This window comes from Legionella taurinensis (assembly GCF_900452865.1).
Classification (GTDB): domain Bacteria; phylum Pseudomonadota; class Gammaproteobacteria; order Legionellales; family Legionellaceae; genus Legionella_C; species Legionella_C taurinensis.
Window position 1 is genome coordinate 1,260,674 of sequence record NZ_UGOZ01000001.1, and the last position, 25,209, is coordinate 1,285,882.

Consider the following 25,209-nt stretch of genomic DNA (forward strand, 5'->3'; position numbering starts at 1 on the left):
GCCGTGTTGCTATCAGGAGGATCCAATGCCGGAGAATAATCAATTCGAAGGATTTTCAAAATTGACACGGATGGAACGGTATCAACGACTTAAAGCACTGGGTGCTTTAACCGATGAAGACATTGTTTTTTTACAGAGCGGGGCTGTGACTGATCTGCGTTTGGCTGAAAACCTGATTGAAAATGCCATTGGCTATTTTCAATTGCCCCTGGGCGTCGCCGGTCATTTTCGCATCGATGGTAAAGACTTGGTCATTCCCATGGCGGTTGAGGAAACCTCCATTATTGCGGCCTTATCGAAAACGGCCAAATGGGTCAGAGAATGCGGCGAGATAACAACAGGCATGGAAGGCGACTGCATTATCGGTCAGATTCAGATCGCTCATGTTAAAAACAGGCTGCAACTGGAAACCCTACTGCAGGAAAACAAAGAAAAACTGATTGCCATGGTGAATTCGTCGATCGCCTCCAGCATGGTTAAACGCCAGGGTGGTGTCAAAGACATCGAATTGCGGACAGTGCCTTATGGGAATGGTGAGCTGATGGCTGTTATTCATGTCACCATGAACCCTGTGGATGCCATGGGTGCCAACCTGTTGAATCAGGTGCTTGAATATATGAAGTCACCCATAGAGCAGTTGACTCAAGAAAAGGTAAGCCTTTGTATTTTATCCAATTTAAATGATAAAAAAATAACGACCGCTCAGGTTGTGATTCATGAGGTCGATGCGGAGCTTGGCGAAAAAATCGCCTTGGCTTCGGAGTTTGCCAAACAGGATCCCTACCGTGCGGCAACGAACAACAAAGGGGTGCTCAATGGCATTGATCCGGTAGCCATTGCCACGGGCAATGACTGGCGTGCAGTGGAAGCAGGAATCCATGCCTATGCGGTAAAGCAGGGGCAATACCGGGCGATTACTCAATGGTCCTATCGCGATGGAACACTGTACGGAGAATTCAAAGCGCCACTGGTTGTGGGAATAGTCGGCGGTGTGACGACGCTGCATCCTACCGCCAGAATGGCTTTGCGCATGATGAATATCCAATCAGTCAATCAGTTGTCCCGTATTATGGCGGCAGTCGGTCTGGTGCAGAATTTAGGGGCGTTAAAGGCCTTGTGTACGGTGGGAATAAGCCAGGGGCATATGAAGCTGCATTTAAATAATTTAATCTTAAAAACCGATGCAACCGAAAAGGAAATCCCGCTGTTAAAGGCGAGGCTTGAACAATCCCTGTTGATCAATAAACACATTACCGAACATGATGTGATTGCTATCCTTAATGACCTGAGAGAAGCCTTACGAAATGATGAAATGGAACGTTCCCGCTAAAACCTTCCTGCTGGGGGAATATGCTGCCTTGGAAGGCGGCTCGGCGTTGGTTTTAACGACTAAACCCTGTTTTGAACTGACCCTGGTCGATGAACCGATAATAAAAGGGATTGACCCGGCGTCTCCCGCGGGTCGCTATTGGCTCAGTTTGCCTCCGGTTGCACAGGGCCTGAGCTGGCATGATCCCTATGATGGTATTGGCGGACTGGGCGCTTCAAGCGCTCAGTTTCTTGCCGTGTATCTTGCTGATTGCCATTTACACAACCATCACCCTAACCGCAAGGCGCTGCTTGAGCGGTATTTCCAGTTTGCCTGGGATGGCAAAGGCATTAAGCCAAGTGGTTATGATGTGTTAGCGCAGGAGCAGCAGCAATGTGTATTTATCAATAGACAACGCAGTGAGACGCGTAATTACCCATGGCCTTTTGGTGAATTGGGTTTTATATTGGTTCATAGTAGCAATAAATTACCTACGCACCAGCATTTACAATCCTTTCAATTGCAGTTTTCAACCGAAAGGCTATCACGGCTTGCTGACCAGGGTTGTATGGCTTTTGAGCAAGCCAATGACACCCTGCTGGTCAATGCCGTTAATGCCTGTCAACAACAGCTTGAAGCCTTGCATCTGGTCGCCCCAGAAAGTGTAAAGGCTATTGCTGCCTTAAAAAGCAATGAAGGCGTTGTGGCGGCAAAAGGCTGCGGTGCTCTGGGTGCCGATGTTATTTTACTGCTGGTTGAAAAACGCCGATTGAGCGGGCTGCGTAATGAATTATTGGCACAGGAGTGTAATGTTCTTGCTACTAATGTGGATTTATACATAGGCGAGCATTTAGTCGAGTCATCAAGGATAAAAACAAGAATTTGAAGCAGGAGCAGTAACTTATCTGTATTTGATTACAGGGATGGGGTGTGTTAACATTGAGCAAATAGAACTTTATTTGTTATTCAGTGTTCGGTAAAGTCGAATCAAAAAAGAAATTGCTTCACTCCATTAGACCCTCAGTGTTTAGTACATCTACTGTTGATATAACTGAATTTAGAAATTTTCTTAAAGATAATCAAAAAAAATCAATCAACGCGAAATTTTTGCTGGAAGACACGAGGTTTCATCATCTAGACGATTTTGAGAAGCGGTTTTTAAATGATCTCCCTCTTGTAAAGGAAATTATTGCTCAGGAAATTAATCGGCCTGAAGGAACGTTTGCTTTTTACAATGGAAGCTCGAATGCAGTAAAATTCTTACGCATGGCCATGAGTGCTATTTCTAAAGAAATGGCTCAAACAGACCCGCAGGCTGTAAAATCTAATCTTGTTTTTGGTGCTGTTAAATCTCAAACCTATTCACCCAAAACATTTTTTGAGAAACATTTGGATGGGAATCCCGCGTTATACCCATTTAGCGCTGAGTATAATTCAAAAAAACCATTACTTGATCATGAAACCAAAATTGCTAAAGTTGTCTTGGCTGCCTCAATGCTATTGCATGATGGTTTAATTGGTGAAACTGCCTGGCTTATGTATCAACGGAATATGAGCTTCTCAATCAGTAAAGAATCCGATTTTGTCAAAAGCATCCTGCAGGAATTTTGCATAAAAAATGGGCTTGAACACTTTCCTATTGATACCGTTGCTGCCTATTATGATGAATACCGCTCTGTTTTACAGGCACAACTGCTGCAAATTTTTGTCAGAAAAGAAAGCTTCAATTCTTTGGGATACTATTGTTATGCGGGAGGGGTACCCCTCGTTAAAGACAGTGTTGCATTTCTAGACCAGCTTTATTCTGACCTGAATAAACACAGCTGTTCAAATTGGGAAAGTTGTATTACCGAAAGACTGGGGTATGCCCTTGAGGAAGAGAAACTCTACCATTTGGTCCATCCTCAGCATGCCCCGAGTCATAAGCTTCTCAAATCAGACAATGCAGTATGGCACGAATTTTTACAGGTTCGGTTTTTAACAGCCAATCCAGATTTTTATAACTCAGAAGAAGTGAGTGTTAATGAGTATTATAAATCCGATGAAGCGTATCAGATGGCTAAGAAACTTAAATTGTCGTTAAAACTTGAAATTCAAGCCTATTTTAAAAATAAGGGTAATAATTCAGACAATCTCTTGCAAGAGACCAGTGCATTGGAAACCTGCCATTTAAACGTTGGTACCGAGGGTCGGAGTCGAACCGACACGATGTCACCATCACCGGATTTTGAATCCGGCGCGTCTACCAATTCCGCCACCCCGGCACACACGCCGCCATTATAACAAAGATAGCCATTGAAACAATGGTCATACTAAAATAATTTAATAAAATTGCTGTTTTATTGCCTGTTTCCTGCATATCATGAGGCAAGCTTATTGCGAGTAAACCGAATGAAAAAAACACTAGTACTTACAGCATGCTGTTTGATGGCGTGTACCGGGTATGCGGCAATCACGACCTGCCCCGATCCCAACACCACCTCCCTGCAATGGGGCGAGCCGCCGGCTCCCTGGGTTGTCAACCCGTATTCCCCACATATACCCCAGGGGGAAGCGAATACGGCATTCGTCAGGGCTAATCTTTTAGTGGCGGGTTTGGGGCGAGGGGTGGTCTGTACTTATAAAAACTCGCTGGGCGAATACTCCATTTGGTGGCAAGTGCTGGTCAAAATTCCTTCCCGCAATGATTACCGCTGGATAGATACCTTGGGCGGATTTGTCTGCACTCAATCGTTAACCGATTGTGAGTTCAGTGCGGCCAGTTAAGACGTTTATCCTTGCATTATCGATAAAGTGGAGAGGCTGGAAGTAAAACCGAATTGAGTAAAAAGGCATCTTTCCCGCGAAGGCGGGAATCCAGGCGCAAGGCCTGCGCCGAGGATGACAGGGGGCGGGAGTAAGGTTGCTCCGTACCCCTATAATCGATCCTCAGTAATAGTGATCATCATTTCCAGGGCTTTTTTTGCATTGTCGATAACCCACTGCTGATCCTGTTCTTTCAAGCGTTGACGCATGCCCGTAAATTCGTTCACCACATCGCCGGCTTTGACTTCGTTATACGCCATGGGTTTACCCTGGCGCAGAAGATCAACCAGAGCGACCAAATGCGGCGGATCATTGCGCGACATGGTGGCGCAACCGCAGCCCATGCCTTTTTCATGATCCTTTTTGGGGGCTTCCGCAAGATTAACCACGGTAATTCCCAAGTGGCGGCAATATTGTTTGACATTTTCCACCATGTGGTTTTCGGTACCGATAGCATAGTGCCGGGTTCCGGCCCGATCATTTACCACATAATCCCAGATGAAGGCAGTTGAGCCGGCCTGATGGGCTGTGCGAATGACTTCGTTACGGCATTCCGGGTGCACGACGGTTGTATAGCCTTGACGATGCCAGTATTCGCACATATCGGCACTGTAATGGGTATGAACCGCGCACTGACTGGAGAATAAGATCAGTTCGGCTTCGTCAAACTGCTTTAAGGTTTGACTGTCCTGCGCGGCCAGTGAATACTGAGCCCCTGCCGTCCCGCCGGGCCAGTAAGCCAGCTTGTTAATGCCAAGCCAATAAGCGACATTTTCCCCCATGTGCTGATCCGGGATAAACAGAATCTTTTTGTGTTGTTTCTGGGCCCATTGGAATATTTTTTTGACATTGGAACTGGTACAGACAGCGCCGCCTTGCGCGCCGGTCATGGCTTTCACCCGCCCGGAGGTATTCATATAACACACCGGCAGGATGTTTTCTGCGCCGTAGCGCTCGTTTAAATCGAGAAAAGCCGGTTCCACCATAAAATCCTTGGCCAGCATTTCCATGGTGCAACCGGATTTGGGGTTAGTGATGTAAACATGCTGGTTATTATTGGCAAGGATACTGATGGATTCCGCCATGAAATGCACGGCTGATTCAATGATGACTGACTTTTGCGGATTGTTGGCGGCCATCAGCGCCAATTGATAGGAATCGCCAATCTGCCCGCCAAATTGCTCCACGAGACGAACAATTTCACCGCCCATGTAATAATGGGCCAGCAACAACAGTTGATCGCCAAAATGATCCTGAGCCTTTTTTAAATAAGGCGTCATCCAGGCCAAAACCGTTGTCAGTTTGCGATCAGGCAGGGCCAGGTATTCCTCGGCATAAGGAATGAAATCTTCCTGATACCAATCGAGAGGGTAGTCGCTTTGACAAATGCTCATGTCGTTGGTAATCGACATCAAGGTCTTCTCGGGTTGGTAAGTACTGGCATCGGTTAACATAATTTCATCTCAACTAAATAACGAATTTTGGGGGGTGGTTAGCCTTAGGATACTTTCTTCGGCATAGGCATTTTGACGGGGAAAATCTTCACGGTAATGGCCGCCGCGTGACTCCCGGCGGGACAATGCCGCCCTGACGATGAGTTCCGCATTCAGCACGATGTTACGTAATTCAATAAAATCCCGGGTGATGCAATGCTTCCAGTAGTATTCTTCGATGACTTCTTTTCGTTTCATTATTAATTGTAGTAAATCCTGCAACCCGGCTTCAGTTCGAACGATGCCGGCGTAAGAGGTCATTTCACCGCGAAGACCTCGCCAGTGGGCATTAATCTGGCTTGCCCGCCGTGCATTCACTTCGCCGGGAGAGTTCCAATTGGGAATGCGCTCCACCTCTTTGCTGAAGGAGGTAATGTCTTTCAAGGAACAACGCGCCGCATTACTGGCCATGACGATGGCTTCAAGCAGCGAGTTGCTGGCCAGACGGTTTGCGCCATGCAGTCCGGTAAAGGCCACTTCGCCAATGGCGTAAAGCCGCTTTAAATCAGTCCGCCCATCGACGTCAGTCAATACTCCGCCGCATTGATAATGGGCAGCGGGAACCACAGGAATCATATCCTGGCTCATGTCGATGCCAATGCCGAGCAGGGTGGAATAGATTTGCGGAAAGCGTTTTTTCAGAAAGGCGCGGGATTGATGGGTAATGTCCAGATTGACATAGCCGCTGTTGCTCTGCTCAATCTCACTGAAAATGGCGCGGGCAACCACGTCGCGGGTAGCCAGCTCCAGATGGTCCGGGGCATAACGGCGCATGAAGCGCTCGCCATTATCGGCATTTTTCAGCAGGGCTCCTTCACCACGCACGGCTTCGGAGATTAAAAAATTGTTGAGCGAGTGATGGTGGAGCAGGGTAGGATGGAACTGATAAAATTCCATATTGCCCACACGAGCCCCGGCGCGGTAGGCCATGGCAACGCCATCGCCGGTGGCCACCATGGGGTTGGTGGTGTAGCGATAGGTTTTTCCAGCGCCGCCGGTCGCTAAAACAACGCAGCGTGCGGCAAAGGCATGGATAAGGTTCTGATTGCAATCAAGAACATAAGCCCCTAACACTTCGCCCTGAATGTCAGTCCTGTGCGGGTGGTAATGGGTAATTAAGTTCACCGCGACATGATGCTCAAAAAACTCAATCTGTGGATGCTTTTGGGCGGTTTGAAGCAGGGCCTGGGTGACTGACAAACCCGTTTGATCGCCGCAATTAAAGATACGCCGATGCGAATGGCCGCCTTCCTGAGCCAGAACAAAATGACCCTCGCTATCCTTGGTAAACTGCACGGGGTAGCTTAACAACTCCTCAATGGCCTGAGGCCCCTGACGAATAATGAATTCGACTGCCGGGGGATAGCAGAGTCCATCGCCGGCGTGAAGCGTGTCGGCAATGTGCGCTTCCAGCGAATCCTCGCCGGATACCGCCGCGGCTATCCCGCCCTGCGCGTAGCGGCTGTTGCATTCATTGAGCTCGGCTTTGCTGATGAGTGCAATGCGGATGCGAGGTTCGAGTTTCAGCAATTGCAGGCAATAATGCAACCCGGCTAAACCTGTACCCAGAACCAGGACATCAAATTCCTTCGCGCTTCCCTGCTGTGAAAGCGTACTGTTCATGAGAACGCCTTTACCAGTTGCGCGGCAAGGCCGGTGTAGGTTTCCGGAGTCAGATTAATCAGGCTTTCTTTGGCGGCTGCCGGTATATCCAGCGTTTGAATGAATTTTGTCAAATTGTCCTTGTCGATGCCCTGGCCTCGGGTTAAGGCTTTTAATTGTTCATAGGCATTGGGAATTTGATAACGGCGCATGACGGTTTGAATGGCCTCGGACAAAATTTCCCAATTTCCTTCAAGGTCATCGAGGAGGGCCTGCTTGTTGATTTGCAGTTTGTCATTGCCTTTGGCAATGGCTTGATAGGCAATCAGGCTGTAAGCGAAAGCCACACCCAGATTACGCAGGACGGTGGAGTCGGATAAGTCGCGCTGCATGCGGGACTGGGTTAATTTATTGGCGAAATGATCAAACAAGGCATTGGCCATGCCGAGATTCCCTTCGGCGTTTTCAAAATCGATGGGGTTGACTTTATGCGGCATGGTGGAGGATCCCACTTCTTCGGCCACGGTTTTCTGAGTAAAATAATTTAGGGAAATATAAGTCCAGATGTCACGTGTGTAATCGAGCAGGATATTATTGATCCGAATCATAATATGGCAGACTTCAGCAATGCCGTCATGCGGCTCAATCTGGGTGGTGTAGGCGCTGAAAGACAGCCCCAGCGAACTGACAAAACCGGCACAATGCTTACGCCAGTCAATTTCGGGGTATGCCACAATGTGGGCGTTGTAATTGCCGACGGCCCCATTGCATTTGGCCGGGATTAAAACCTCGGCCAACTGCTGCTGCGGCCGTTTCAGGCGGGCGACAAAATTGACCAGCTCTTTGCCGATGGTGGTCGGCGTAGCCGGTTGACCATGGGTCCTCGCCAGCATGGCCACATCGCCATGCTGCTTGCCAAGCAGCATAATGCCGCCAATGATTTCAGCCAGGGTGGGCTGGATAATCTGGGCAATGGCCGATTTGAGCATCAGGGCGTAGGCGAGGTTATTGATGTCTTCCGAGGTGCAGGCGAAATGAATAAAGCCGCAATAGGCCTTTAAATCGTCCTGTCCGTTCAGCTTGTCCCGCAGGTAATATTCAATGGCTTTGACATCATGGTTGGTTTGCTTCTCAAACGCTTTGACTTTTTCCGCCTCGGCCTCATTAAACTCGCTTAAAATCGCATCAAGATAAGCTTTGCCGCGCGCATTCAGCGGCGGTAATTCTTTAATGTCGTCATTACCGGCCAAGGATTGAAGCCAGCGGATTTCGACCATCAGACGAAAATAGATAAGTGCATACTCACTGAAATAAGGGCTTAAGCTCGTGGTTTTTTTCAAATAACGGCCATCAATTGGTGAAATGGCATTCAATGAGGAGAGAGTCATGTTTTCAACCGCCAATTTATAAAGCACATATGATATTAGATGGCGACCAAGATGTGAATTAAAAACCCCTGATTCTCTGCAAATTAACACCTTATTGCTTTTTTAGTGGATATGTAATCGATTTAGCGATTTAATAATAAGGCGAGTAAGCCGGATAAAGCCGCTTGAACTGATGCAAGGACGAAGGGATGCGCTTGCTTCTCTTTTATATAATGATGATTGCCCATGGCTGCTGTGCCGCAACGGCCGCTAAACCGTTGACCTTTCCCGAAGCCCTGCAATTAGCCTATCGCCATAATCCGGAACTGCAGGTGGCCATTGCCGAGGTGGAACGTCTAAAGGGGAGCGTGATTCAAAGCGGTTTACTACCCAACCCTTCCATTTCACTGGAAGCGGAAAACATCGGTGGGTCCGGGCAGTATCAGGGCTACGAATCAGCAGAGACCACCTTGTCCGTGACGCAGCCTATTCCCCTGGGTCATCGACTCCATTACCTTCGCTCAGCTGCCTATGCCGGCTATGTGGCCGGTATTGCCCGTCTTCGTGTTAAAAAAAATGGACATTTATAGTCGGGTGGGTATGGCTTATGTGGATGCCCTCTATGCTGCTCAATGGTATACCGTAACCCGCAAGCTGACTCGCCTTCATCAGCAGATTGTCTCGGAAATCAAACGCCGCAATGTCGCCGGAGCCGGCACGGAACTTGATTTACGATTAGCTGAAATCCGGTTTTATGAGGCCAAAATACGTGAGAACCGGGCGCGCCGTGAGATGTTGCTGGCAGAGGCCATGTTGGACAGGGTGATGGGTGTAGAAAAAATGAAGGGGCGGCCATTGACCGACCGGGGCCTGTCGCATCAAAAGATGCAATGGCGGCGTATTGTGGAAAAAATGCCTGAAAGCCCTGTGCTTAAAGAGAAAAGACTCTTGCTAAACGCGAGGCGCGCTGAGATTACTGCCGTTAAAAAAGAAGTCTGGCCCAATTTGGTGGTGCAGCTTGGGGGCCGCCATTTTTCCGATGACGGCAACAATGCGGCGGTGGTTTCCACCAGTTCGCAAGTGCCGGTCTTTGACCGTAACCAGGGACGAATTGCCGCAGCCGAGGCGCAATACACCCAGGTTCTTCAGGAAATAAACGTATTGCGCCTGCAGTTGAAGCAGCAGCTCTACCAATACCTGCTCGAATGGGAGCAGAATGTGTATGAAGCAGATCGGGTGACCCGTTCCCTGTTGCCGCTGGCAAGAAAAGCCGTGAAACTGGCCGAAGAAGGCTACAAGCAGGGGCGTTATACGTATTTGGAATTATCCCAGGCGCTGACGATGCTGTATCAGGAGGAAAAGCACTACCAACAGGCGCATGCGAACTACCACAAAGCCCTGATACAAATGACAGGAATATTGGGCATTTCAACAACCAGGAAGCGCACATGTTGAAAATCTGCTTAAGAGTAAGCCTTGCTGTGCTGGCCTTGCTGGCCTCGCCCCCCCTTGCTGCCCATGGTGAGATCGAGGCTGTCAGCGGGCATGAGGCAATAAAAACAGGTCCTCATGGCGGTAAACTACTACTTCACGGCCCGTTAAGCCTTGAGGTGACGATGTTTGAAAAAAACAGCCCGCCGCATTGGCGCGTGTATGTCGTGGACTCAGACGAAACAATCAATCCCCGGCAGGTGCAGCTTAAAATGACGTTGACTCGTTTTAACGGCAGGGAGGAAACCATTCATTTTATTCCCATGGAGGATTTTCTGGAAAGCCGTCAGGCGATTGATGAACCGCATTCCTTTGATGTTCATGTCATCCTCACTTACCAGGGGAAACACTACCAATGGCAGTACGCCGATTACGAAGGGCGTTTGACCCTGTCAGATGACATGATGAAGGCCGTGGGCATTAAAACCGCCATTGCTAAAGGCCGTCTTATCGACAGGCAATTGACGGTAGTGGGCAAAATTGTCGCAAATCGCGATGCCATGGCGCCTATTTACCCTCGTTACGCCGGCATTGTCCAATCCGTGTATAAAAATTTAGGCGATGACGTCAAGGAAGGGGATAGGCTCGCAGTCGTGGAAAGCAATGAAAGCCTGCAGGATTATACGATCACAGCCCCCATCAGCGGGACGATAGTAAAAAAGGCCGTGACCGTGGGAGAAATGGTCAAAATAGATAACCCGATTTTCGAAATCGCCAATCTCGACTCAGTCTGGGCTGATTTGACCCTGTATCGCAAAGAAGCACCCTTGGTCAAAAAAGGCATGAACGTTATCGTCAGCAGTGATGGTGGCAAGCCCCGGATGGTCAGTAAAATCAGTTACATTTCACCGCTGGGTATTGAAGACAGCCAGACTGTACTGGCCAGGGCGGTATTAGCCAATGCTGACATGAAATGGCTGCCGGGAATGTATGTCAATGCCAAAATCACTGTCAGTACCCGCCAGGCCGCTGTGGCTGTTCCGCTGAAAGCCATTCAACGCTGGCATGATCAACCCGTTGTGTTTGTAAAACGGGGGAATCAATTTGAAGCCACTCCCGTAAAACTGGGCGATCAAAACAATCACTGGGCGGAAATTCTTGCCGGTCTTGAGCCAGGGGATGAATATGTCGTTCAGAACAGTTTTTTTCTAAAGGCGGATTTGGACAAGTCCGGGTTTGGGCACGAACACTAAGGAGAGGGGATGCTTGAAAAACTCATTCATTTCTCGCTCGCGCAGCGCTGGTTTGTGCTTTTTCTCACCCTGATTATTGCAGGCATTGGCTTTTACAGTTTTCAATTCCTGCCCATCGATGCCGTGCCGGACATTACCAATGTCCAGGTACAGATTAATACGGAAGCACCGGGTTTTTCACCCTTTGAAATCGAACAACGCGTCACCTTCCCCATCGAAACGGCCATGAGCGGGTTGCCTTCGCTTGATTATACCCGATCCCTGTCACGCTATGGCCTGTCGCAGGTCACGGTGGTGTTTAAAGACAAGACCAATATTTACTTTGCCCGGCAATTGATCAACGAGCGTCTGCAGCAGGTCAAGAATAAACTGCCAGCCGAGGTTACGCCTGAATTAGGTCCTGTGTCTACGGGACTCGGTGAAATTTTTATGTACACGGTCACCAATAAAGCGGGGGCGAAATCCCGCTATAATTCGACCGAATTGCGTACCATCCAGGACTGGATTATTAAGCCGCAATTACGTCAGGTCGCTGGGGTGGCCGAGGTGAATACCATTGGTGGTTTTGAAAAGCAGTACCACATTACCCCGGATCCGATGCAATTGTTCCGTTACAGTTTAAGCCTCGAAGATGTCCTTGAAGCGCTTGAACAAAACAATGCCAATGTCGGGGCAGGCTACCTTGAACGTAACGGCGAACAATACCTCATCCGCGTGCCGGGGCAGGTTAAGCGCATCATGGACATTGAAAACATCGTGATTGCCAGTTACAAGGGAATCCCTATTCGCATTGGCGATGTCGCCGAGGTGAGTCTCGGTAATGAATTGCGTACGGGGGCGGCCACCGAAAATGGCAAGGAAGTGGTTCTCGGAACGGTCTTTATGTTAATGGGCGAGAACAGCCGCACGATTTCGCAACGGGTAGCGGACAAATTAACAGAAATCAATAAAACGCTGCCGGATGGGGTGGAGGCTAAAGCGGTTTACGATCGGACTGTTCTTGTTAATGCCACCATCAATACGGTTAAAAACAACCTGTTTGAGGGCGCTTTGCTGGTGTGCATCGTTCTCTTTGTTTTTCTAGGCAATCTGCGGGCCGCGTTGATTACCGCCCTGGTTATTCCCCTGTCCATGCTGCTGACCATCAGCGGCATGGTAGTCAATCAGATCAGTGCCAACCTGATGAGCCTTGGTGCGCTTGATTTTGGTTTGATTGTCGATGGTGCGGTCATCATTGTTGAAAATTGTTTAAAGCGCCTGGGTTTAAGACAACATCAATTGAAGCGCCTATTGACGGAAGACGAGCGGCAAAAGGAAATTGCAGCGGCCACAGTGGAAGTCATACGGCCCAGTGTGTTTGGCGTGTTAATCATAACCATTGTTTACCTGCCTATCCTGACTTTAAGTGGTGTCGAGGGAAAAATGTTTCTGCCCATGGCAGAGACCGTGATCATGGCCCTGCTAGCGGCTCTCTTTTTTGTGGTGACCTTTGTGCCGGCGGCGGTGGCTGTGTTCTTACGCGGCCGTGTCCACGAAAAACCGAATGCGCTGCTGATGCGCATGACCCAAGCATATGAGTGGTTACTGGGCTGTAGCCTGCGTTACCGGCAGATCATTACAGGCCTTGCTGTTCTGGTTACCTTGCTGAGTCTGGTTCTTGCCTGGCGTCTTGGAGCAGAGTTTATCCCCAGCCTGGATGAGGGGGACATTGCACTGCATGCGATTCGAATCCCCGGGACCAGTTTGACGGAGGCGGTGGCGATGCAACACCTGCTGGAAGAGCAGATTAAGCAGGTGCCTGAAGTAGCCAGCGTGTTTTCCAAGCTCGGTACGGCAGAAATCGCCACCGACCCCATGCCCCCCAATGTGGCTGATACTTTTGTTATGATTAAACCGCGCAGTCAGTGGCCTGACCCACGCAAATCCAAACAGCAGCTGGTGAAGGACATTGAAAAGAAAGTCACCCGGATTCCGGGTAATAATTATGAGTTTACCCAACCGATCCAGATGCGGTTTAACGAATTGATTTCCGGGGTGCGAAGCGATGTGGCGGTGAAAATTTTTGGCGATGATTTAAACACATTGATCGCATCGGCCAACGCGGTCCGCGACATCCTGGTTACCGTGCCAGGCGCTGCAGACGTTAAAGTTGAACAGGTTACAGGCCTGCCTTTGTATACCGTCGTCATTGACCGCGTCTCTCTGGCCCGCTATGGCTTACAGGTCAGCGAAGTGCAGAATGCGGTGGAAATTGCTTTGGGTGGTAAAAAAGGGGGCGAGCTGTTTGAGGGCGATAAGCGGTTTGATTTGGTGGTTCGTCTGCCGGAGAAATTACGCAATGATCCCGATGTCCTGCGACGCATTTTAATTCCTTTGCCCATTGCCGAAGACGGTGAGCGTCATTTTATTCCATTGACGGAGGTGGCCGCCATCGAGCGCAGCGAAAGCCCTAATCAAATCAGCCGAGAAAATGGCAAACGCCGTATTGTGGTCACCGCCAATGTACGAGGAAGCGATTTAAATTCCTTTGTCAGCACCGCGATGAAGAAAATAGAGCAGAATTTAAAATTGCCCAGTGCTTACTGGATTAGCTGGGGCGGTCAGTTTGAACAGATGGAATCTGCCGCCAGGCGCCTGCAATGGGTCGTGCCGGCTGTTTTATTCATTATTTATCTGTTGCTTTTTATCGCTTTAGGCCATCTCCGCGATGCCTTTTTGGTGTTTACCGGCATTCCTTTGGCCTTAACAGGAGGGGTCGTGGCTTTATGGCTGCGGGGGATTCCCCTGTCCATTTCAGCCGGCGTGGGCTTTATTGCCTTGTCCGGCGTGGCCGTCTTAAACGGCTTAGTCATCTTAAGTTTTATTAATAAATTGTATTACGATGAGCATGTTCCGTTGCGCCTTGCCATCATCCAGGGTTCGATCGCGCGGTTAAGGCCGGTACTCATGACAGCGCTGGTGGCTTCTCTGGGTTTTGTTCCCATGGCGTTGGCAACCGGTACCGGAGCGGAAGTGCAGCGTCCGCTGGCTACAGTAGTCATTGGCGGCATTCTCTCATCCACCCTGTTGACCCTGGTGGTGCTGCCCTGTTTGTATTACCTTGCTCACGCCGGTCGGCGTCGTGAATCCCAAGGCGTTGAGTAATTAATACTTCGCTTAATCATTCACATCAAGAGGCAATTTCAGTAGAATGATTCACATTTTTAAGGATTTAGGGGTGGTTTATGTCTGTCAGCATCCATACGATTGATTTTAAACACTTGGGTATGCAGGACCTGGAACAAGTGGGCGGCAAGAATGCGTCGTTAGGTGAAATGATTAGCCATTTATCCGCTGCCGATGTCCTGGTTCCTTCAGGCTTTGCCACCACAGCCGACTCCTTTCGTGCTTTTTTATCGCAAAACGGCCTTGATCAGCACATTTATGAGATGCTGTCCAACCTGGATCCGGACAATATTAACCAGCTGACGCACGTGGGTAAAACCATTCGTGAAAAGGTGGTGAACACACCGTTTTCGAGCGAATTTGAAGCGGCTGTCAGACAATCCTACGAGCAACTGGCCAAACACATCGGTCATGAGGATTTCAGCGTGGCTGTTCGATCGTCGGCTACGGCGGAAGATTTGCCTGACGCCTCCTTTGCCGGCCAGCAGGAAACATTCCTCAACGTCCGCGGCATTGATGCGGTGCTGACTGCCATCAAGCACGTGTTTGCCTCGTTATTTAATGACCGGGCCATTTCCTACCGTGTACACCATGGTTTTGCCCATCACGATGTTGCTCTCTCGGCGGGAATTCAACAGATGATCCGAAGCGACATCGCCGTAAGCGGCGTGATGTTTACGCTGGACACGGAGTCGGGTTTCAACGACGTGGTATTCATTACCTCGTCGTATGGGCTTGGGGAAATGGTTGTACAGGGTGCGGTGAACCCGGATGAATTTTATGTTCATAAACCGGGCTTAAACGCAGGCAGGCCGGCGGTGATTCGTCGCAACCTGGGCAGCAAAGCGCTCAAAATGGTTTACTGCGATGATCCCAGCAGTGGCCGCAATGTCAAAACCGAAGAGGTGAAAGGTGTAGAGCGTTTGAAATTTTCTCTGACCACGGACGAGATAGAGCAGCTTGCACGACAGGCGCTCATCATTGAAAAACACTATGGCCGCCCCATGGACATTGAGTGGGCTAAAGACGGCAAAGATGGCAAATTGTACATATTGCAGGCAAGGCCGGAAACGGTAAAAAGCCGCGCCAATACTCAGGTGCTGGAACGTTACACCCTGAAAGCCAAAGGCGACGTCCTGAGCGAAGGGCGCAGCATCGGTCAGCGCATCGGCCAGGGGCGTGCCCGAATTATCAAAGACATCAGCGAGATGGACAGGGTAAAACCCGGCGATGTTCTGATTTCCGACATGACCGATCCGGATTGGGAGCCGGTTATGAAACGGGCCGCTGCCATTGTCACCAACCGGGGCGGGCGCACCTGCCATGCAGCCATCATAGCCCGCGAGCTTGGCATTCCGGCCGTGGTCGGCTGCGGTGATGCCACAAAAGCAATCCGTGACGGGGATGAAGTCACTGTCAGCTGTGCCGAGGGCGACACCGGTTATATCTATAAGGGGTTGTTGCCCTTTGAGCGCATCAACCTCAATGTGGACACCATGCCGGAACTGCCCATCAAGGTGATGTTGAATGTGGGCAATCCTGAACGGGCTTTTGCTTTTCAATCGGTGCCTAATTCAGGCGTGGGGCTTGCACGTCTTGAGTTTTTAATTTCCAACACCATTGGCATACACCCCAAGGCGCTGTTGAATTACGCTTCCCTGGAAGATAAAAAGCTTAAGCAGTTGATTGATGAAAAAACCGCGGCCTACGAATCGCCGGTGGAGTTCTACATCGAACGTTTGAAAGAAGGCATTGCCACCATTGCCGCTGCTTTTTATCCCAAACCTGTGATTGTCCGTTTATCTGATTTTAAATCGAATGAATACGCCAATCTGGCGGGCGGGCAATATTATGAGCCGCACGAGGAAAATCCCATGCTCGGATTCCGCGGCGCTTCCCGCTATGTGTCGCCCGACTTTGCCGATTGTTTTGCACTGGAATGCAAGGCCGTGCGGCGTGTGCGCGAGGACATGGGACTTCGCAATGTGGAGGTGATGATTCCCTTCGTGCGTACGGTCAACGAAGCATCACAGGTGATTGATGTGTTAAAGGAACACGGCCTTTCACGCGGTCAACAGGGATTGCGGATTATCATGATGTGTGAATTGCCCTCCAATGCCCTGTTAGCCAGTGAATTTCTGGAGTATTTTGATGGCTTTTCCATCGGTTCCAATGACTTGACGCAATTGACCCTGGGCCTTGATCGCGACTCCGGGTTGATCGCCTCGCAGTTTGATGAGCGCAATGACGCCGTGAAGGCTTTGCTGCACATGGCCATTTCAACCTGTAAAAAGGCTGGCAAATACATCGGTATTTGCGGTCAGGGTCCGTCTGATCACCAGGATTTTGCTGAGTGGCTGATGAAAGAGGGCATAGACAGCGTGTCGTTAAATCCTGATTCCGTGTTGGATACCTGCCTGTTTTTGGCCGGAAAGAAAACATGAAGCGGCTTTCCAGACTCTTACTGATCGCCGCAGCCTGTTTTCCGGCTTTGGTATTTGCTGGAAGTAATACCCATGAACAGGATCCGCTGGCGTCAGTGATTTTCTGGGTGAGTTTTATTTTTATCTTTGCCTTGTTGGGACGTTACCTGGCTAAGCGGTTTAATCAGGCCGGGGTGCTTGGGGAGCTGATCCTGGGCGTGGTGTTGGGCAATGTCTGTTATTTTTTTGGCTTGAAAATATTTGTGGTGCTGCGTGAAGGCTCTGCGATTTTTCACATCATGCGCAGCATGCTGGATGGCGTCTCCCTGACGCAAGCGGTTAAAACAAGCATTCCTGATCCGGTTTATGCCAAACAGATGCTGAACGCCTTGACCAGTCCGGATGGCATCGAGTTAATCAAGGCAGGGTATGTTCTGGACATTCTGTCGCGTTTCGGCGTTCTTTTTCTCCTGTTCATGGTGGGCCTTGAAAGTTCGCTGCAGGATTTGAAAAAAACGGGGAGAGAATCTGTCCAGGTGGCGATCATCGGCGTGGTTGTGCCGATTATTCTTGGGTTTGTAGTCGCCCATCTCTTATTGCCTGAAGCGTCCTATAAAGCGGACTTGTTTGTTGCCGCCACCTTGTCGGCCACCAGCATAGGCATCACCGCCCGCGTGTTGTCGGAAATGAAAAAACTTAAAACCCGCGAGGCGAGGACTATCCTGGGCGCGGCCATGCTCGATGATGTCCTGGGACTGATGATTTTAGCCATTGTCAGCAGCATTGTTGTCAGCGGCGAGGTGGAAGTATTGCAGATTGTCTGGGTGTTGGGCTCAGCCCTCGTTTTTTTTACTGTGGCTGTTTTGTTTGGTCCATGGGCTTTGCGGCAGGTAATCCGCTTTTTAAGTTTCCTTGATGTGTGGGAGGCCAAGCTCTTTGCATCCTTTTTCTTTCTAATGACGCTGGCCTGGCTGGCCACCGTCATGCAGTTGGCCGCCATCATTGGCGCGTTCGCAGCGGGTCTGGTGATTCATGATGGTTTTTTTGAAGTCGATGACAGCGAGCGGCAATACCGGTTGGATATCAAGCAACTGATTGCTCCGTTTGAAGCCATTTTAGCCCCCCTGTTTTTTATGTTAATTGGTATTCAGGTCAAACTGGAATCATTTTATGACTGGCGCGTGCTGGCTATGGCGGGTGCGTTAACCCTGGCGGCCATCGTTGGCAAACTGGTCAGTGGCCTGGGCGGCAATAAAAAGGACGATCGATTGCTGATAGGGATTGGTATGTTGCCCCGTGGTGAAGTGGGATTGGTTTTTGCCTCCATCGGCAGGACCCTGGGGGTTATTTCCGATAATCTGTTTTCAGCCATTATTTTAATGGTTATCCTCACCACCTTAATTGCTCCTCCCTGGCTGAAAATGCAATACGCACGGCAAAAAAAATTAAAGGTGAGTCAGGCATGAATATTCCTTTCGATGAAATCAAAGACAATGTAAAACGTGCACTGGCTGAGGACATTGGTTCTGGCGATGTCAGTGCGGCACTGCTGCCAGTCGAGTTAAAGGCCGTGGCTGAAATTTTTTCGCGCGAGCCCATGCTGGTCTGTGGTCAGCCCTGGGTCAATGAAGTCTTTGCACAGGTTAACCCGGCCATTGACATTCAATGGTTGGTTGATGAGGGGGCCTGGTTGGCGGAACCCTCGACGCTGTGCAGAATCAGCGGTCGCGCCCGTGACCTGTTAACCGCGGAAAGAACCGCGTTAAATTTTTTACAAACCCTGGCCGCCACAGCCACCCAGACCTGGCACTATTTACAGGAAATTAAAGGCACCAAAGCCCGTTTGCTGGATACACGCAAAACCATTCCCGGATTAAGGCTAGCGCAAAAATACGCTGTTGCCTGTGCGGGCGGTATGAATCATCGTGTTGGTTTATACGATGCTTACTTGATTAAAGAAAACCACATTAAATCCTGCCGCTCCATTACGCAGGCTATTTTAATGGCACGTGAGCAACGGCCGGACTTGCTGATTGAGATCGAAGTGGAAACGCTTCAGGAGTTGCTGGAAGCGTTGAATGCTGGCCCCGACCGTATTCTGCTGGATAATTTCAGCCATGCCATGCTGGCAGAAGCGGTGGTTTTAAATCAACCTTATCAATGCCAATTGGAAGCCTCCGGAGGGGTGACGCTGGATACCATCCGCTCCATTGCGCTCACGGGCGTTGATTTTATTTCTGTCGGTTCGATAACCAAGTCCTTACACGCAATTGACTTGAGTTTGTTAATCAGGGAAATCAAATGAATGCAAAAATCGTATTAACCGGGGGCGGCAGTGCCGGTCATGTCACTCCTAATTTAGCCATGATTGAAAACCTTGAAGAAGAAGGCTGGCAAATTGATTACATTGGTTCTGCCGATGGGGTGGAAAAACAGATTATTGGTAAAACCCGTGTTCCCTTTCATCCCATTCAGTCAGGTAAATTACGCCGTTATTTCAGTTGGCAGAATTTTTTAGATCCGTTCAAGATTGTTTATGGTTTAATCCAATCGTTTTGGTTGTTGCGGCGTTTGAATACAGACCTTGTTTTTTCCAAAGGCGGATTTGTCGCTTTCCCTGTGGTGGTGGCGGCCTGGCTGAATCGCATTCCTGTCGTTGCTCATGAGTCGGACATGTCGCCCGGACTTGCGAACCGCCTGTGCCTTCCGTTTGTGAATAAACTCTGTGTGACTTTCGCCCCGGCAAAAAACCATGTTAAACGACAGGATAAGGTGGCAATAACGGGGACGCCCATTCGTCGGCAATTATTTAATGGCTCGCGTCAGCGTGGTCTTGCACTGTGCGGTTTTAATGACAAACAGGCCATTTTACTGGTTATCGGCGGGAGTCTGGGGGCTCAAGCGATTAATCAGGCCGTGAGGGAAGCGTTACCCAGGCTGAGCCACAACTATCAGATTATCCATTTGTGCGGCAAAGGGAAGGTGGATGAGTCCCTGCAAACGGCGCCGGGTTATTTTCAACTGGAATACGCCAGCGACGAACTGGCTGACTTGTTTGCCGCTGCCGACGTGGTGGTTTCACGGGCCGGAGCGAATGCCCTGTATGAGATTCTTGCCTTGCAAAAACCGCACGTGTTAATCCCGCTTTCAGCCAAAGTAAGCCGCGGCGATCAAATTCAGAATGCTGGCTATTTTAAGGAGCAAGGGATTAGCATTGTCATTCCCCAGGAAGAGTTAACCACCGACCGCTTGTTGATGGCCATTGATGAGGCGGAAGCGAATCAACAGGACATCATTCGGCGCATTAAATCGCTGAAAATTGAATCCGCCACCGTGAAAATCATGAATCTCATTAAGGAGCAGTTGCATGTTGAATCCCCAGAAACTGTTTGAAGGAATTGAACAGGCCTGGCAAAACGAGATCCTCCCCAGTCTCGTTGACTACATTAGAATTCCCAATAAATCGCCGCATTTCGATAAAGACTGGCAGACGCATGGTTTCATGGAAAAAGCAGTGTCCCATGTTGCCCAGTGGTGTGAAGCCCATGCTCCCCAAGGCATGAGCCTCGAGGTTATCCGGTTAGAAGGCCGCACGCCGCTTCTGTTCATGGAGATTCCCGGTGAATTAGAGGAAACCGTATTGCTGTATGGGCATCTCGACAAGCAGCCGGAAATGACAGGATGGCAGGAGGGACTGGGTCCCTGGCAGCCTGTGATTCGTGACGGCAAGCTTTATGGCCGCGGGGGCGCGGACGATGGCTATGCGGCTTATGCCTCGTTAACGGCCATTGACCAGCTTAAGAAACAGGGATTAGCCCATGCCCGCTGTGTATTGATTATTGAAGCCTGCGAGGAAAGCGGCAGCTATGACCTTCCTTACTATATCGAAGCCTTGGCTCATCGCATTGGCGAACCCTCGCTGGTCATCTGCCTGGATTCGGGGGCGGGGAATTACGAACAATTGTGGATGACCACTTCCCTGCGCGGCAACGTGGTGGGTGAGCTTTCGGTGGAATTGATTGAAGAAGGCGTCCATTCCGGCAGTGCCAGCGGCATTGTCCCCGACAGTTTTCGAGTGGCGAGGCAACTCATCAGCCGTATTGAAGACGAAGCCACAGGGCAAGTGAAATTGCCTGAACTGTATTGCGAGATCCCTGAGGAACGGGTGAGTCAGGCGCGTCAGTGCGGGGAAATTCTTGGAGAGGACGTTTACCGTGCGTTTCCTTTCCATACGGATGTCAAACCCGTGACGAGTAATAAGACGGAATTAATACTGAACCGCACCTGGCGGCCTGCTTTGACGGTGACCGGCGCTGAAGGGTTGCCAGCGATTGCCAATGCTGGCAATGTCATGCGTCCAAAAACGGCATTTAAATTATCCATGCGCCTGCCGCCGCTGGTTTGCCCGCAAAAGGCTTCCATGGCCCTGCAAAAGGCATTGACCGAAGAGCCGCCTTACCAGGCCAGAGTCGCCTTTCATATTGATGACGGTGCACCGGGTTGGCATGCGCCATTAATGCCCGAATGGCTTGCTAAAGCCGCTGATGAGGCCTCCATGGCATTCTACAATAAGCCTGCGGCTTATATCGGTGAAGGGGGCACCATCCCCTTTATGGGCATGCTGGGTGAGAAATTTCCACAAGCTCAGTTTATGATTACCGGTGTATTGGGACCTCATTCCAATGCCCATGGTCCCAATGAATTTCTGCATTTGGATATGGTAAAAAAACTAACTTCCTGCGTCTCGTATGTTCTTTATCGCCATTATTTACAATTTTCAAATAATCGCTAGACAAAACAAGAACTTACTGTCATAATTCGCAACCTCTTGTTACGGAAAACAACAAGAGGTTGATGACGGCAAATGCCGTTAAGTCCAATCACAATAAGGAAAAATTATGAAAGCAAATCTGATTGCTATGGTTCTGTCATTTATATCAATGTCATTCCCTTTGTACGCATCACCCACACCCCTCGGCACAACCGCGACCGCTCAGGAAGCAGAAACGGCCGCTCCTAAAATCAACCTGAATACCGCTGAATTAAAAACGCTGATTCATTCCTTTAAAGGAATTGGTGAAAAGCGGGCAGAGGCCATTGTTAAATACCGTGAAAGCCACGAGGGTTTTAAATCGGTCGAAGAATTGGCGGAAGTTCCAGGTTTGGGGCAACAGTTCATCAACAGGAATCTTGCTGAACTTAAGGAAACGTTTAGTGTGGAGTAATCTCCCAGCCCGCGTAAGCGGGCCTCTTTTCCGTTCTCGGATATAAAAGTAAATGGAATAACATGTCGGGTGATAGGCCTTATTTTGTTTATATATTATCCAGCAACGCTTATGAACACTTTATACCGGTGTTACAAGTAATCTAGTGCGGCGGATCGGAGCAACACAAAGAAGGACTAGTTGAAGAAGATTTACTAAAAAATACAAGGTTTATTATTTGGTCTATTATGAAATTCACTCAGCGATTTATGAGGCCATTACAAGAGAAAAACAGCGCAAGAAATGGAACAGGTAATGGAAAATTAATCTAATCCTACAAAAAAATCCTCAGTGGCTTGATTTGATTGGATTGTTTTGATGGATGGATGCCCGCCTGCGCGGGCAGGACACGGTGTGGGTTATATGTGGGGTATAACAGATTCATTTAAGTTTTGCTCACAGCAGATTTTATCCGGTAGGGGCGAGTCTCTTTTTTTGTCCTCTCCGCGCAGGCGGGCACCCATGATAGCTGCTGCGATCCCCAATCATTCAACATGCAAGGGAATAATGCGAAGTAAACGACCGGGAAAATCAGTTCCTGGAGGCGAGTAGTGGGGCTTCGCCTATTGGCTCACTATGGAGGGTAGAGAATTTTTTATCATGGATAAAGAATCTTAATAAAGACCTGTCGATTTTTACCCAAATATAGGTTAAAGTACAGTCCAAAAAAAGAACGAGGTAGTGGGGCTCATGTTCAGGAAATTAAGGGGCGTTTTTTCAAACGATTTATCCATCGATTTGGGAACAGCTAACACATTGATTTATGTAAGGGATAGAGGGATCGTTCTTAATGAACCCTCCGTCGTGGCATTAAGAAACGAATCAGGACAAAAGCGTGTGGCGGCTGTCGGGATAGAGGCCAAGCGTATGCTGGGACGAACCCCGGGCAATATTAATGCCATTCGTCCGATGAAGGACGGGGTTATTGCCGACTTCTTTGTCACAGAACGCATGTTGCAACATTTCATTCATAAAGTGCATGAAAACCGTTTCTTAAGACCCAGCCCGCGAGTGCTGGTCTGCGTACCTTGTGGTTCTACCCAAGTCGAGCGTCGTGCAATTCGCGAATCAGCCATGGGTGCTGGTGCGCGTGAAGTCTTCCTCATCGAAGAGCCGATGGCGGCAGCATTGGGTTCGGGGATGCCGGTCGAAGAAGCCAGCGGTTCGATGGTTGTCGACATTGGCGGCGGCACCACGGAGGTGGCTATTATTTCCCTCAGCGGTATTGTGTATCATCAGTCTGTCCGTATTGGCGGCGACAAATTTGATGATGCCATTGTGTCTTACGTTCGCCGTAATTATGGCACCTTGATTGGTGAAACCACGGCAGAGCGTATCAAGCATGAAATTGGTTCTGCTTTCCCAAGTCGTGATTTGTTTGAGATTGAAGTCAGGGGCCGTAATCTGGCCGAAGGCGTGCCGCGAAGTTTCACATTGACCAGTGCGGAAATCCTTGAAGCATTGCAAGAACCTCTGTCCGGTATCGTGGGTGCGGTTCGAGCCGCCCTAGAGTTGGCACCGCCTGAATTGGCTGCTGACATTGCTGAGCGCGGTATGGTTCTCACTGGCGGGGGCGCTCTGTTGAAAAACATGGATACCTTGCTGATGGAAGAAACTGGCCTGCCCGTACTAGTCGCAGAAGATCCTTTAACCTGCGTAGCGCGTGGTGGTGGTAAGGCGTTGGAAACAATGGATTTGCGTGGCGGTGATTTCCTCTCAACCGAATAATTCGAATAATAAGCTTTTTGGCAAGGGCAAACACCGAGCGTTCAGCTTTGTGTTTGCCTTGATGTTTTCTATTTGCTTGATGTTTTCTGACTACCATTACCAGTACCTGGGTCATGTGCGTAGTGGGTTTTCCTTCATGGTTTCGCCTTTGCAATACGCTGTTGATTATCCGGTGCGTATCATGGGTTGGGCTCAGGCTTTAGTGAGCGCCAAAACCTCCTTAATCAGTGAAAACATGGAGTTACGCTATCAGCAGACGCTGCTGGAGGCTGAGCTTCAAAAGCTCATGGCCATCAAGGAAGAAAACTCGCAGCTTAGAGAACTGTTGCTGACCTCTTCCAAAGCCAAAATGAAAGCCATGGCGGCCCAGATTCTGGCTGTCGATACCAGTACCGCGCGGCAATTGGTAATCCTTAACAAAGGCAAACGGGATGGCGTTTATACCGGCCAACCCGTTCTGGATGCCAAAGGGGTGATGGGACAAATTATCGATGTCGGGTATATGACCAGCACGGTATTGCTGATTTCAGATGCCAAGTGCGCTGTGCCGGTTCGAAATACCCGCACCGGCGAACGAGCTATTTTAGTGGGTACCAATAATTTGGGGCAATTGTCTTTGATCAATCTGCCGCGGACCTCATCCACCAATAAAGGGGATTTGTTGGTAACCTCCGGGTTGGGACGGCTATACCCTGAAGGTTATCCGGTTGGACGGGTTGAAAATGTAACCAGTGTGCCGGGCGATGATTTTATCAAAGTCGAGGTAAGCCCTGTTGCTCTGCTTAATCGTAACCGTCTGGTGTTATTAATTTGGCCTGATAAAGAGCAGGAAATCTTAACGGCGCAAATTAACGAACGCATGAATGCATTGGGAGCCGCCACATGAATTCCTTGAAATGGCGCTTGCCCATTGCTTTTCTAATCGCGCTGATTTTAACGATCATGCCACTGCCTGCCTTTTTGGTTACCATCCGACCACCCTGGATACTCTTGCTGGTGCTTTATCTGCAGTTTTACATGCCGGATTATTTTCGCGTCAGCATACTGGTTATGCTGGGCCTGGTTCTGGATGCCTTGCTGGCTACCGTGATCGGCGAACATGCTTTCGCCCTGTGTTTAACCACCTGGCTTGCAAGCAGTAAAGCCAGACGCTTTTATTTCTTTCCTATCGGACAGCAGATGGCGTTGATTGGGTTTTTCTGCGCCTGGTATCAGCTTACTGTGTTTTTTATTGATGCTTTTCTTGGTTACACCATGAATTGGATGACAGTCATTGGCGGCACGCTGTTAAGCATCCTGGTCTGGCCCTGGATAAGGCTTGCAGCAGAGGAAACCTTATTGGTCAGGGCGCGCTTTAAAACCTGACCTC

General features: G+C 49.4%; 17 protein-coding genes, 1 tRNA gene and 1 pseudogene. 15 read left to right on the plus strand and 4 right to left on the minus strand.

The annotated features are described in order from the left end of the window. The first annotated feature begins 25 nt into the window (after window positions 1-25). Window positions 26-1,330 (plus strand): hydroxymethylglutaryl-CoA reductase, degradative, encoded by a 1,305-nt coding sequence (locus tag DYE45_RS05910; protein WP_115300598.1) that lies wholly within the window; start codon window positions 26-28, stop codon window positions 1,328-1,330. Further along, window positions 1,305-2,195: a mevalonate kinase family protein gene (locus DYE45_RS05915; RefSeq protein ID WP_242602684.1), complete on the plus strand. Its 891-nt coding sequence runs from the start codon at window positions 1,305-1,307 to the stop codon at window positions 2,193-2,195. Before DYE45_RS05910 ends, DYE45_RS05915 begins: the two co-directional genes overlap by 26 nt. A gap of 1,291 nt (window positions 2,196-3,486) precedes the next feature. Here the strand turns inward: DYE45_RS05915 and DYE45_RS05920 are convergent. Next, window positions 3,487-3,573, minus strand: a tRNA-Leu gene (locus tag DYE45_RS05920). 127 nt (window positions 3,574-3,700) lie between these two features. Here DYE45_RS05920 and DYE45_RS05925 point away from each other — a divergent pair. Beyond that, window positions 3,701-4,075 (plus strand): DUF3757 domain-containing protein, encoded by a 375-nt coding sequence (locus DYE45_RS05925; protein WP_108293607.1) that lies wholly within the window; start codon window positions 3,701-3,703, stop codon window positions 4,073-4,075. Window positions 4,076-4,224: 149 nt separating this feature from the next. On the opposite strand, the gene nadA is transcribed toward DYE45_RS05925, so the two are convergent. Genes nadA through purB form a run of 3 tightly spaced genes read right to left on the minus strand, consistent with a single transcriptional unit; the run spans window position 4,225 to window position 8,597 of the window. Next, the gene (gene nadA, locus DYE45_RS05930) at window positions 4,225-5,568 is read right to left on the minus strand and encodes a quinolinate synthase NadA (RefSeq protein WP_115300599.1); all 1,344 of its coding nucleotides are present in this window, start codon (window positions 5,566-5,568) and stop codon (window positions 4,225-4,227) included. 9 nt (window positions 5,569-5,577) lie between these two features. Continuing rightward, window positions 5,578-7,230: an L-aspartate oxidase gene (gene nadB / locus DYE45_RS05935; protein ID WP_108293611.1), complete on the minus strand. Its 1,653-nt coding sequence runs from the start codon at window positions 7,228-7,230 to the stop codon at window positions 5,578-5,580. Further along, complete coding sequence (gene purB / locus DYE45_RS05940) at window positions 7,227-8,597, minus strand: adenylosuccinate lyase (protein ID WP_108293687.1); 1,371 nt, start codon at window positions 8,595-8,597, stop codon at window positions 7,227-7,229. Before purB ends, nadB begins: the two co-directional genes overlap by 4 nt. A gap of 188 nt (window positions 8,598-8,785) precedes the next feature. On the opposite strand from purB, the pseudogene DYE45_RS05945 reads away from it, so the two are divergent. The 12 genes and pseudogenes from DYE45_RS05945 to mreD all read left to right on the plus strand — a co-directional run bounded on the left by DYE45_RS05945 (window position 8,786) and on the right by mreD (window position 25,205). Beyond that, window positions 8,786-10,031 (plus strand): annotated as a pseudogene (locus DYE45_RS05945) (TolC family protein). Continuing rightward, on the plus strand, window positions 10,025-11,260 hold the full coding sequence (locus DYE45_RS05950; RefSeq protein WP_115300600.1) for an efflux RND transporter periplasmic adaptor subunit: 1,236 nt from the start codon (window positions 10,025-10,027) through the stop codon (window positions 11,258-11,260). The pseudogene DYE45_RS05945 and the gene DYE45_RS05950 overlap by 7 nt, the downstream one beginning before the upstream one ends. Window positions 11,261-11,269: 9 nt before the next feature. After that, a complete protein-coding gene (locus tag DYE45_RS05955; RefSeq protein ID WP_115300601.1) occupies window positions 11,270-14,404 on the plus strand; it encodes an efflux RND transporter permease subunit in 3,135 nt (1,044 codons plus the stop codon). Window positions 14,405-14,484: 80 nt separating this feature from the next. Then, complete coding sequence (ppsA, locus tag DYE45_RS05960) at window positions 14,485-16,869, plus strand: phosphoenolpyruvate synthase (protein ID WP_108293619.1); 2,385 nt, start codon at window positions 14,485-14,487, stop codon at window positions 16,867-16,869. After that, window positions 16,866-18,314: a cation:proton antiporter gene (locus DYE45_RS05965; protein WP_108293621.1), complete on the plus strand. Its 1,449-nt coding sequence runs from the start codon at window positions 16,866-16,868 to the stop codon at window positions 18,312-18,314. Before ppsA ends, DYE45_RS05965 begins: the two co-directional genes overlap by 4 nt. After that, a complete protein-coding gene (gene nadC, locus DYE45_RS05970; protein WP_108293623.1) occupies window positions 18,311-19,153 on the plus strand; it encodes a carboxylating nicotinate-nucleotide diphosphorylase in 843 nt (280 codons plus the stop codon). The genes DYE45_RS05965 and nadC overlap by 4 nt, the downstream gene beginning before the upstream one ends. Next, complete coding sequence (murG, locus tag DYE45_RS05975; protein WP_108293625.1) at window positions 19,150-20,241, plus strand: undecaprenyldiphospho-muramoylpentapeptide beta-N-acetylglucosaminyltransferase; 1,092 nt, start codon at window positions 19,150-19,152, stop codon at window positions 20,239-20,241. The genes nadC and murG overlap by 4 nt, the downstream gene beginning before the upstream one ends. Beyond that, window positions 20,216-21,640 carry a M20 family metallopeptidase gene (locus tag DYE45_RS05980; RefSeq protein WP_108293627.1) on the plus strand — a complete coding sequence of 475 codons (1,425 nt, stop codon included), beginning with the start codon at window positions 20,216-20,218 and terminating at the stop codon, window positions 21,638-21,640. The genes murG and DYE45_RS05980 overlap by 26 nt, the downstream gene beginning before the upstream one ends. Window positions 21,641-21,746: 106 nt before the next feature. Next, a complete protein-coding gene (locus DYE45_RS05985) occupies window positions 21,747-22,073 on the plus strand; it encodes a ComEA family DNA-binding protein (RefSeq protein WP_108293629.1) in 327 nt (108 codons plus the stop codon). A gap of 729 nt (window positions 22,074-22,802) precedes the next feature. Then, on the plus strand, window positions 22,803-23,840 hold the full coding sequence (locus tag DYE45_RS05995) for a rod shape-determining protein (RefSeq protein WP_058527717.1): 1,038 nt from the start codon (window positions 22,803-22,805) through the stop codon (window positions 23,838-23,840). After that, on the plus strand, window positions 23,818-24,726 hold the full coding sequence (mreC, locus tag DYE45_RS06000) for a rod shape-determining protein MreC (protein ID WP_108293689.1): 909 nt from the start codon (window positions 23,818-23,820) through the stop codon (window positions 24,724-24,726). Before DYE45_RS05995 ends, mreC begins: the two co-directional genes overlap by 23 nt. Continuing rightward, entirely contained in the window at window positions 24,723-25,205 is a 483-nt protein-coding gene (gene mreD / locus DYE45_RS06005; protein ID WP_115300602.1) for a rod shape-determining protein MreD, read from the plus strand. Before mreC ends, mreD begins: the two co-directional genes overlap by 4 nt. Window positions 25,206-25,209: the final 4 nt, after the last annotated feature.

What these genes read in the sequence shown, in the direction of transcription:
- DYE45_RS05995 (WP_058527717.1), top strand. Translation starts at nt 22,803, where the DNA reads ATGTTCAGGAAATTAAGGGGCGTTTTTTCAAACGATTTATCCATCGAT.
- DYE45_RS05950 (WP_115300600.1), top strand. Translation starts at nt 10,025, where the DNA reads ATGTTGAAAATCTGCTTAAGAGTAAGCCTTGCTGTGCTGGCCTTGCTG.
- nadC (WP_108293623.1), top strand. Translation starts at nt 18,311, where the DNA reads ATGAATATTCCTTTCGATGAAATCAAAGACAATGTAAAACGTGCACTG.
- DYE45_RS05985 (WP_108293629.1), top strand. Translation starts at nt 21,747, where the DNA reads ATGAAAGCAAATCTGATTGCTATGGTTCTGTCATTTATATCAATGTCA.
- DYE45_RS05925 (WP_108293607.1), top strand. Translation starts at nt 3,701, where the DNA reads ATGAAAAAAACACTAGTACTTACAGCATGCTGTTTGATGGCGTGTACC.
- murG (WP_108293625.1), top strand. Translation starts at nt 19,150, where the DNA reads ATGAATGCAAAAATCGTATTAACCGGGGGCGGCAGTGCCGGTCATGTC.
- DYE45_RS05980 (WP_108293627.1), top strand. Translation starts at nt 20,216, where the DNA reads ATGTTGAATCCCCAGAAACTGTTTGAAGGAATTGAACAGGCCTGGCAA.
- DYE45_RS05965 (WP_108293621.1), top strand. Translation starts at nt 16,866, where the DNA reads ATGAAGCGGCTTTCCAGACTCTTACTGATCGCCGCAGCCTGTTTTCCG.
- DYE45_RS05915 (WP_242602684.1), top strand. Translation starts at nt 1,305, where the DNA reads ATGATGAAATGGAACGTTCCCGCTAAAACCTTCCTGCTGGGGGAATAT.
- nadB (WP_108293611.1), bottom strand. Translation starts at nt 7,230, where the DNA reads ATGAACAGTACGCTTTCACAGCAGGGAAGCGCGAAGGAATTTGATGTC.
- purB (WP_108293687.1), bottom strand. Translation starts at nt 8,597, where the DNA reads ATGACTCTCTCCTCATTGAATGCCATTTCACCAATTGATGGCCGTTAT.
- nadA (WP_115300599.1), bottom strand. Translation starts at nt 5,568, where the DNA reads ATGTTAACCGATGCCAGTACTTACCAACCCGAGAAGACCTTGATGTCG.
- DYE45_RS05955 (WP_115300601.1), top strand. Translation starts at nt 11,270, where the DNA reads ATGCTTGAAAAACTCATTCATTTCTCGCTCGCGCAGCGCTGGTTTGTG.
- mreD (WP_115300602.1), top strand. Translation starts at nt 24,723, where the DNA reads ATGAATTCCTTGAAATGGCGCTTGCCCATTGCTTTTCTAATCGCGCTG.
- ppsA (WP_108293619.1), top strand. Translation starts at nt 14,485, where the DNA reads ATGTCTGTCAGCATCCATACGATTGATTTTAAACACTTGGGTATGCAG.
- DYE45_RS05910 (WP_115300598.1), top strand. Translation starts at nt 26, where the DNA reads ATGCCGGAGAATAATCAATTCGAAGGATTTTCAAAATTGACACGGATG.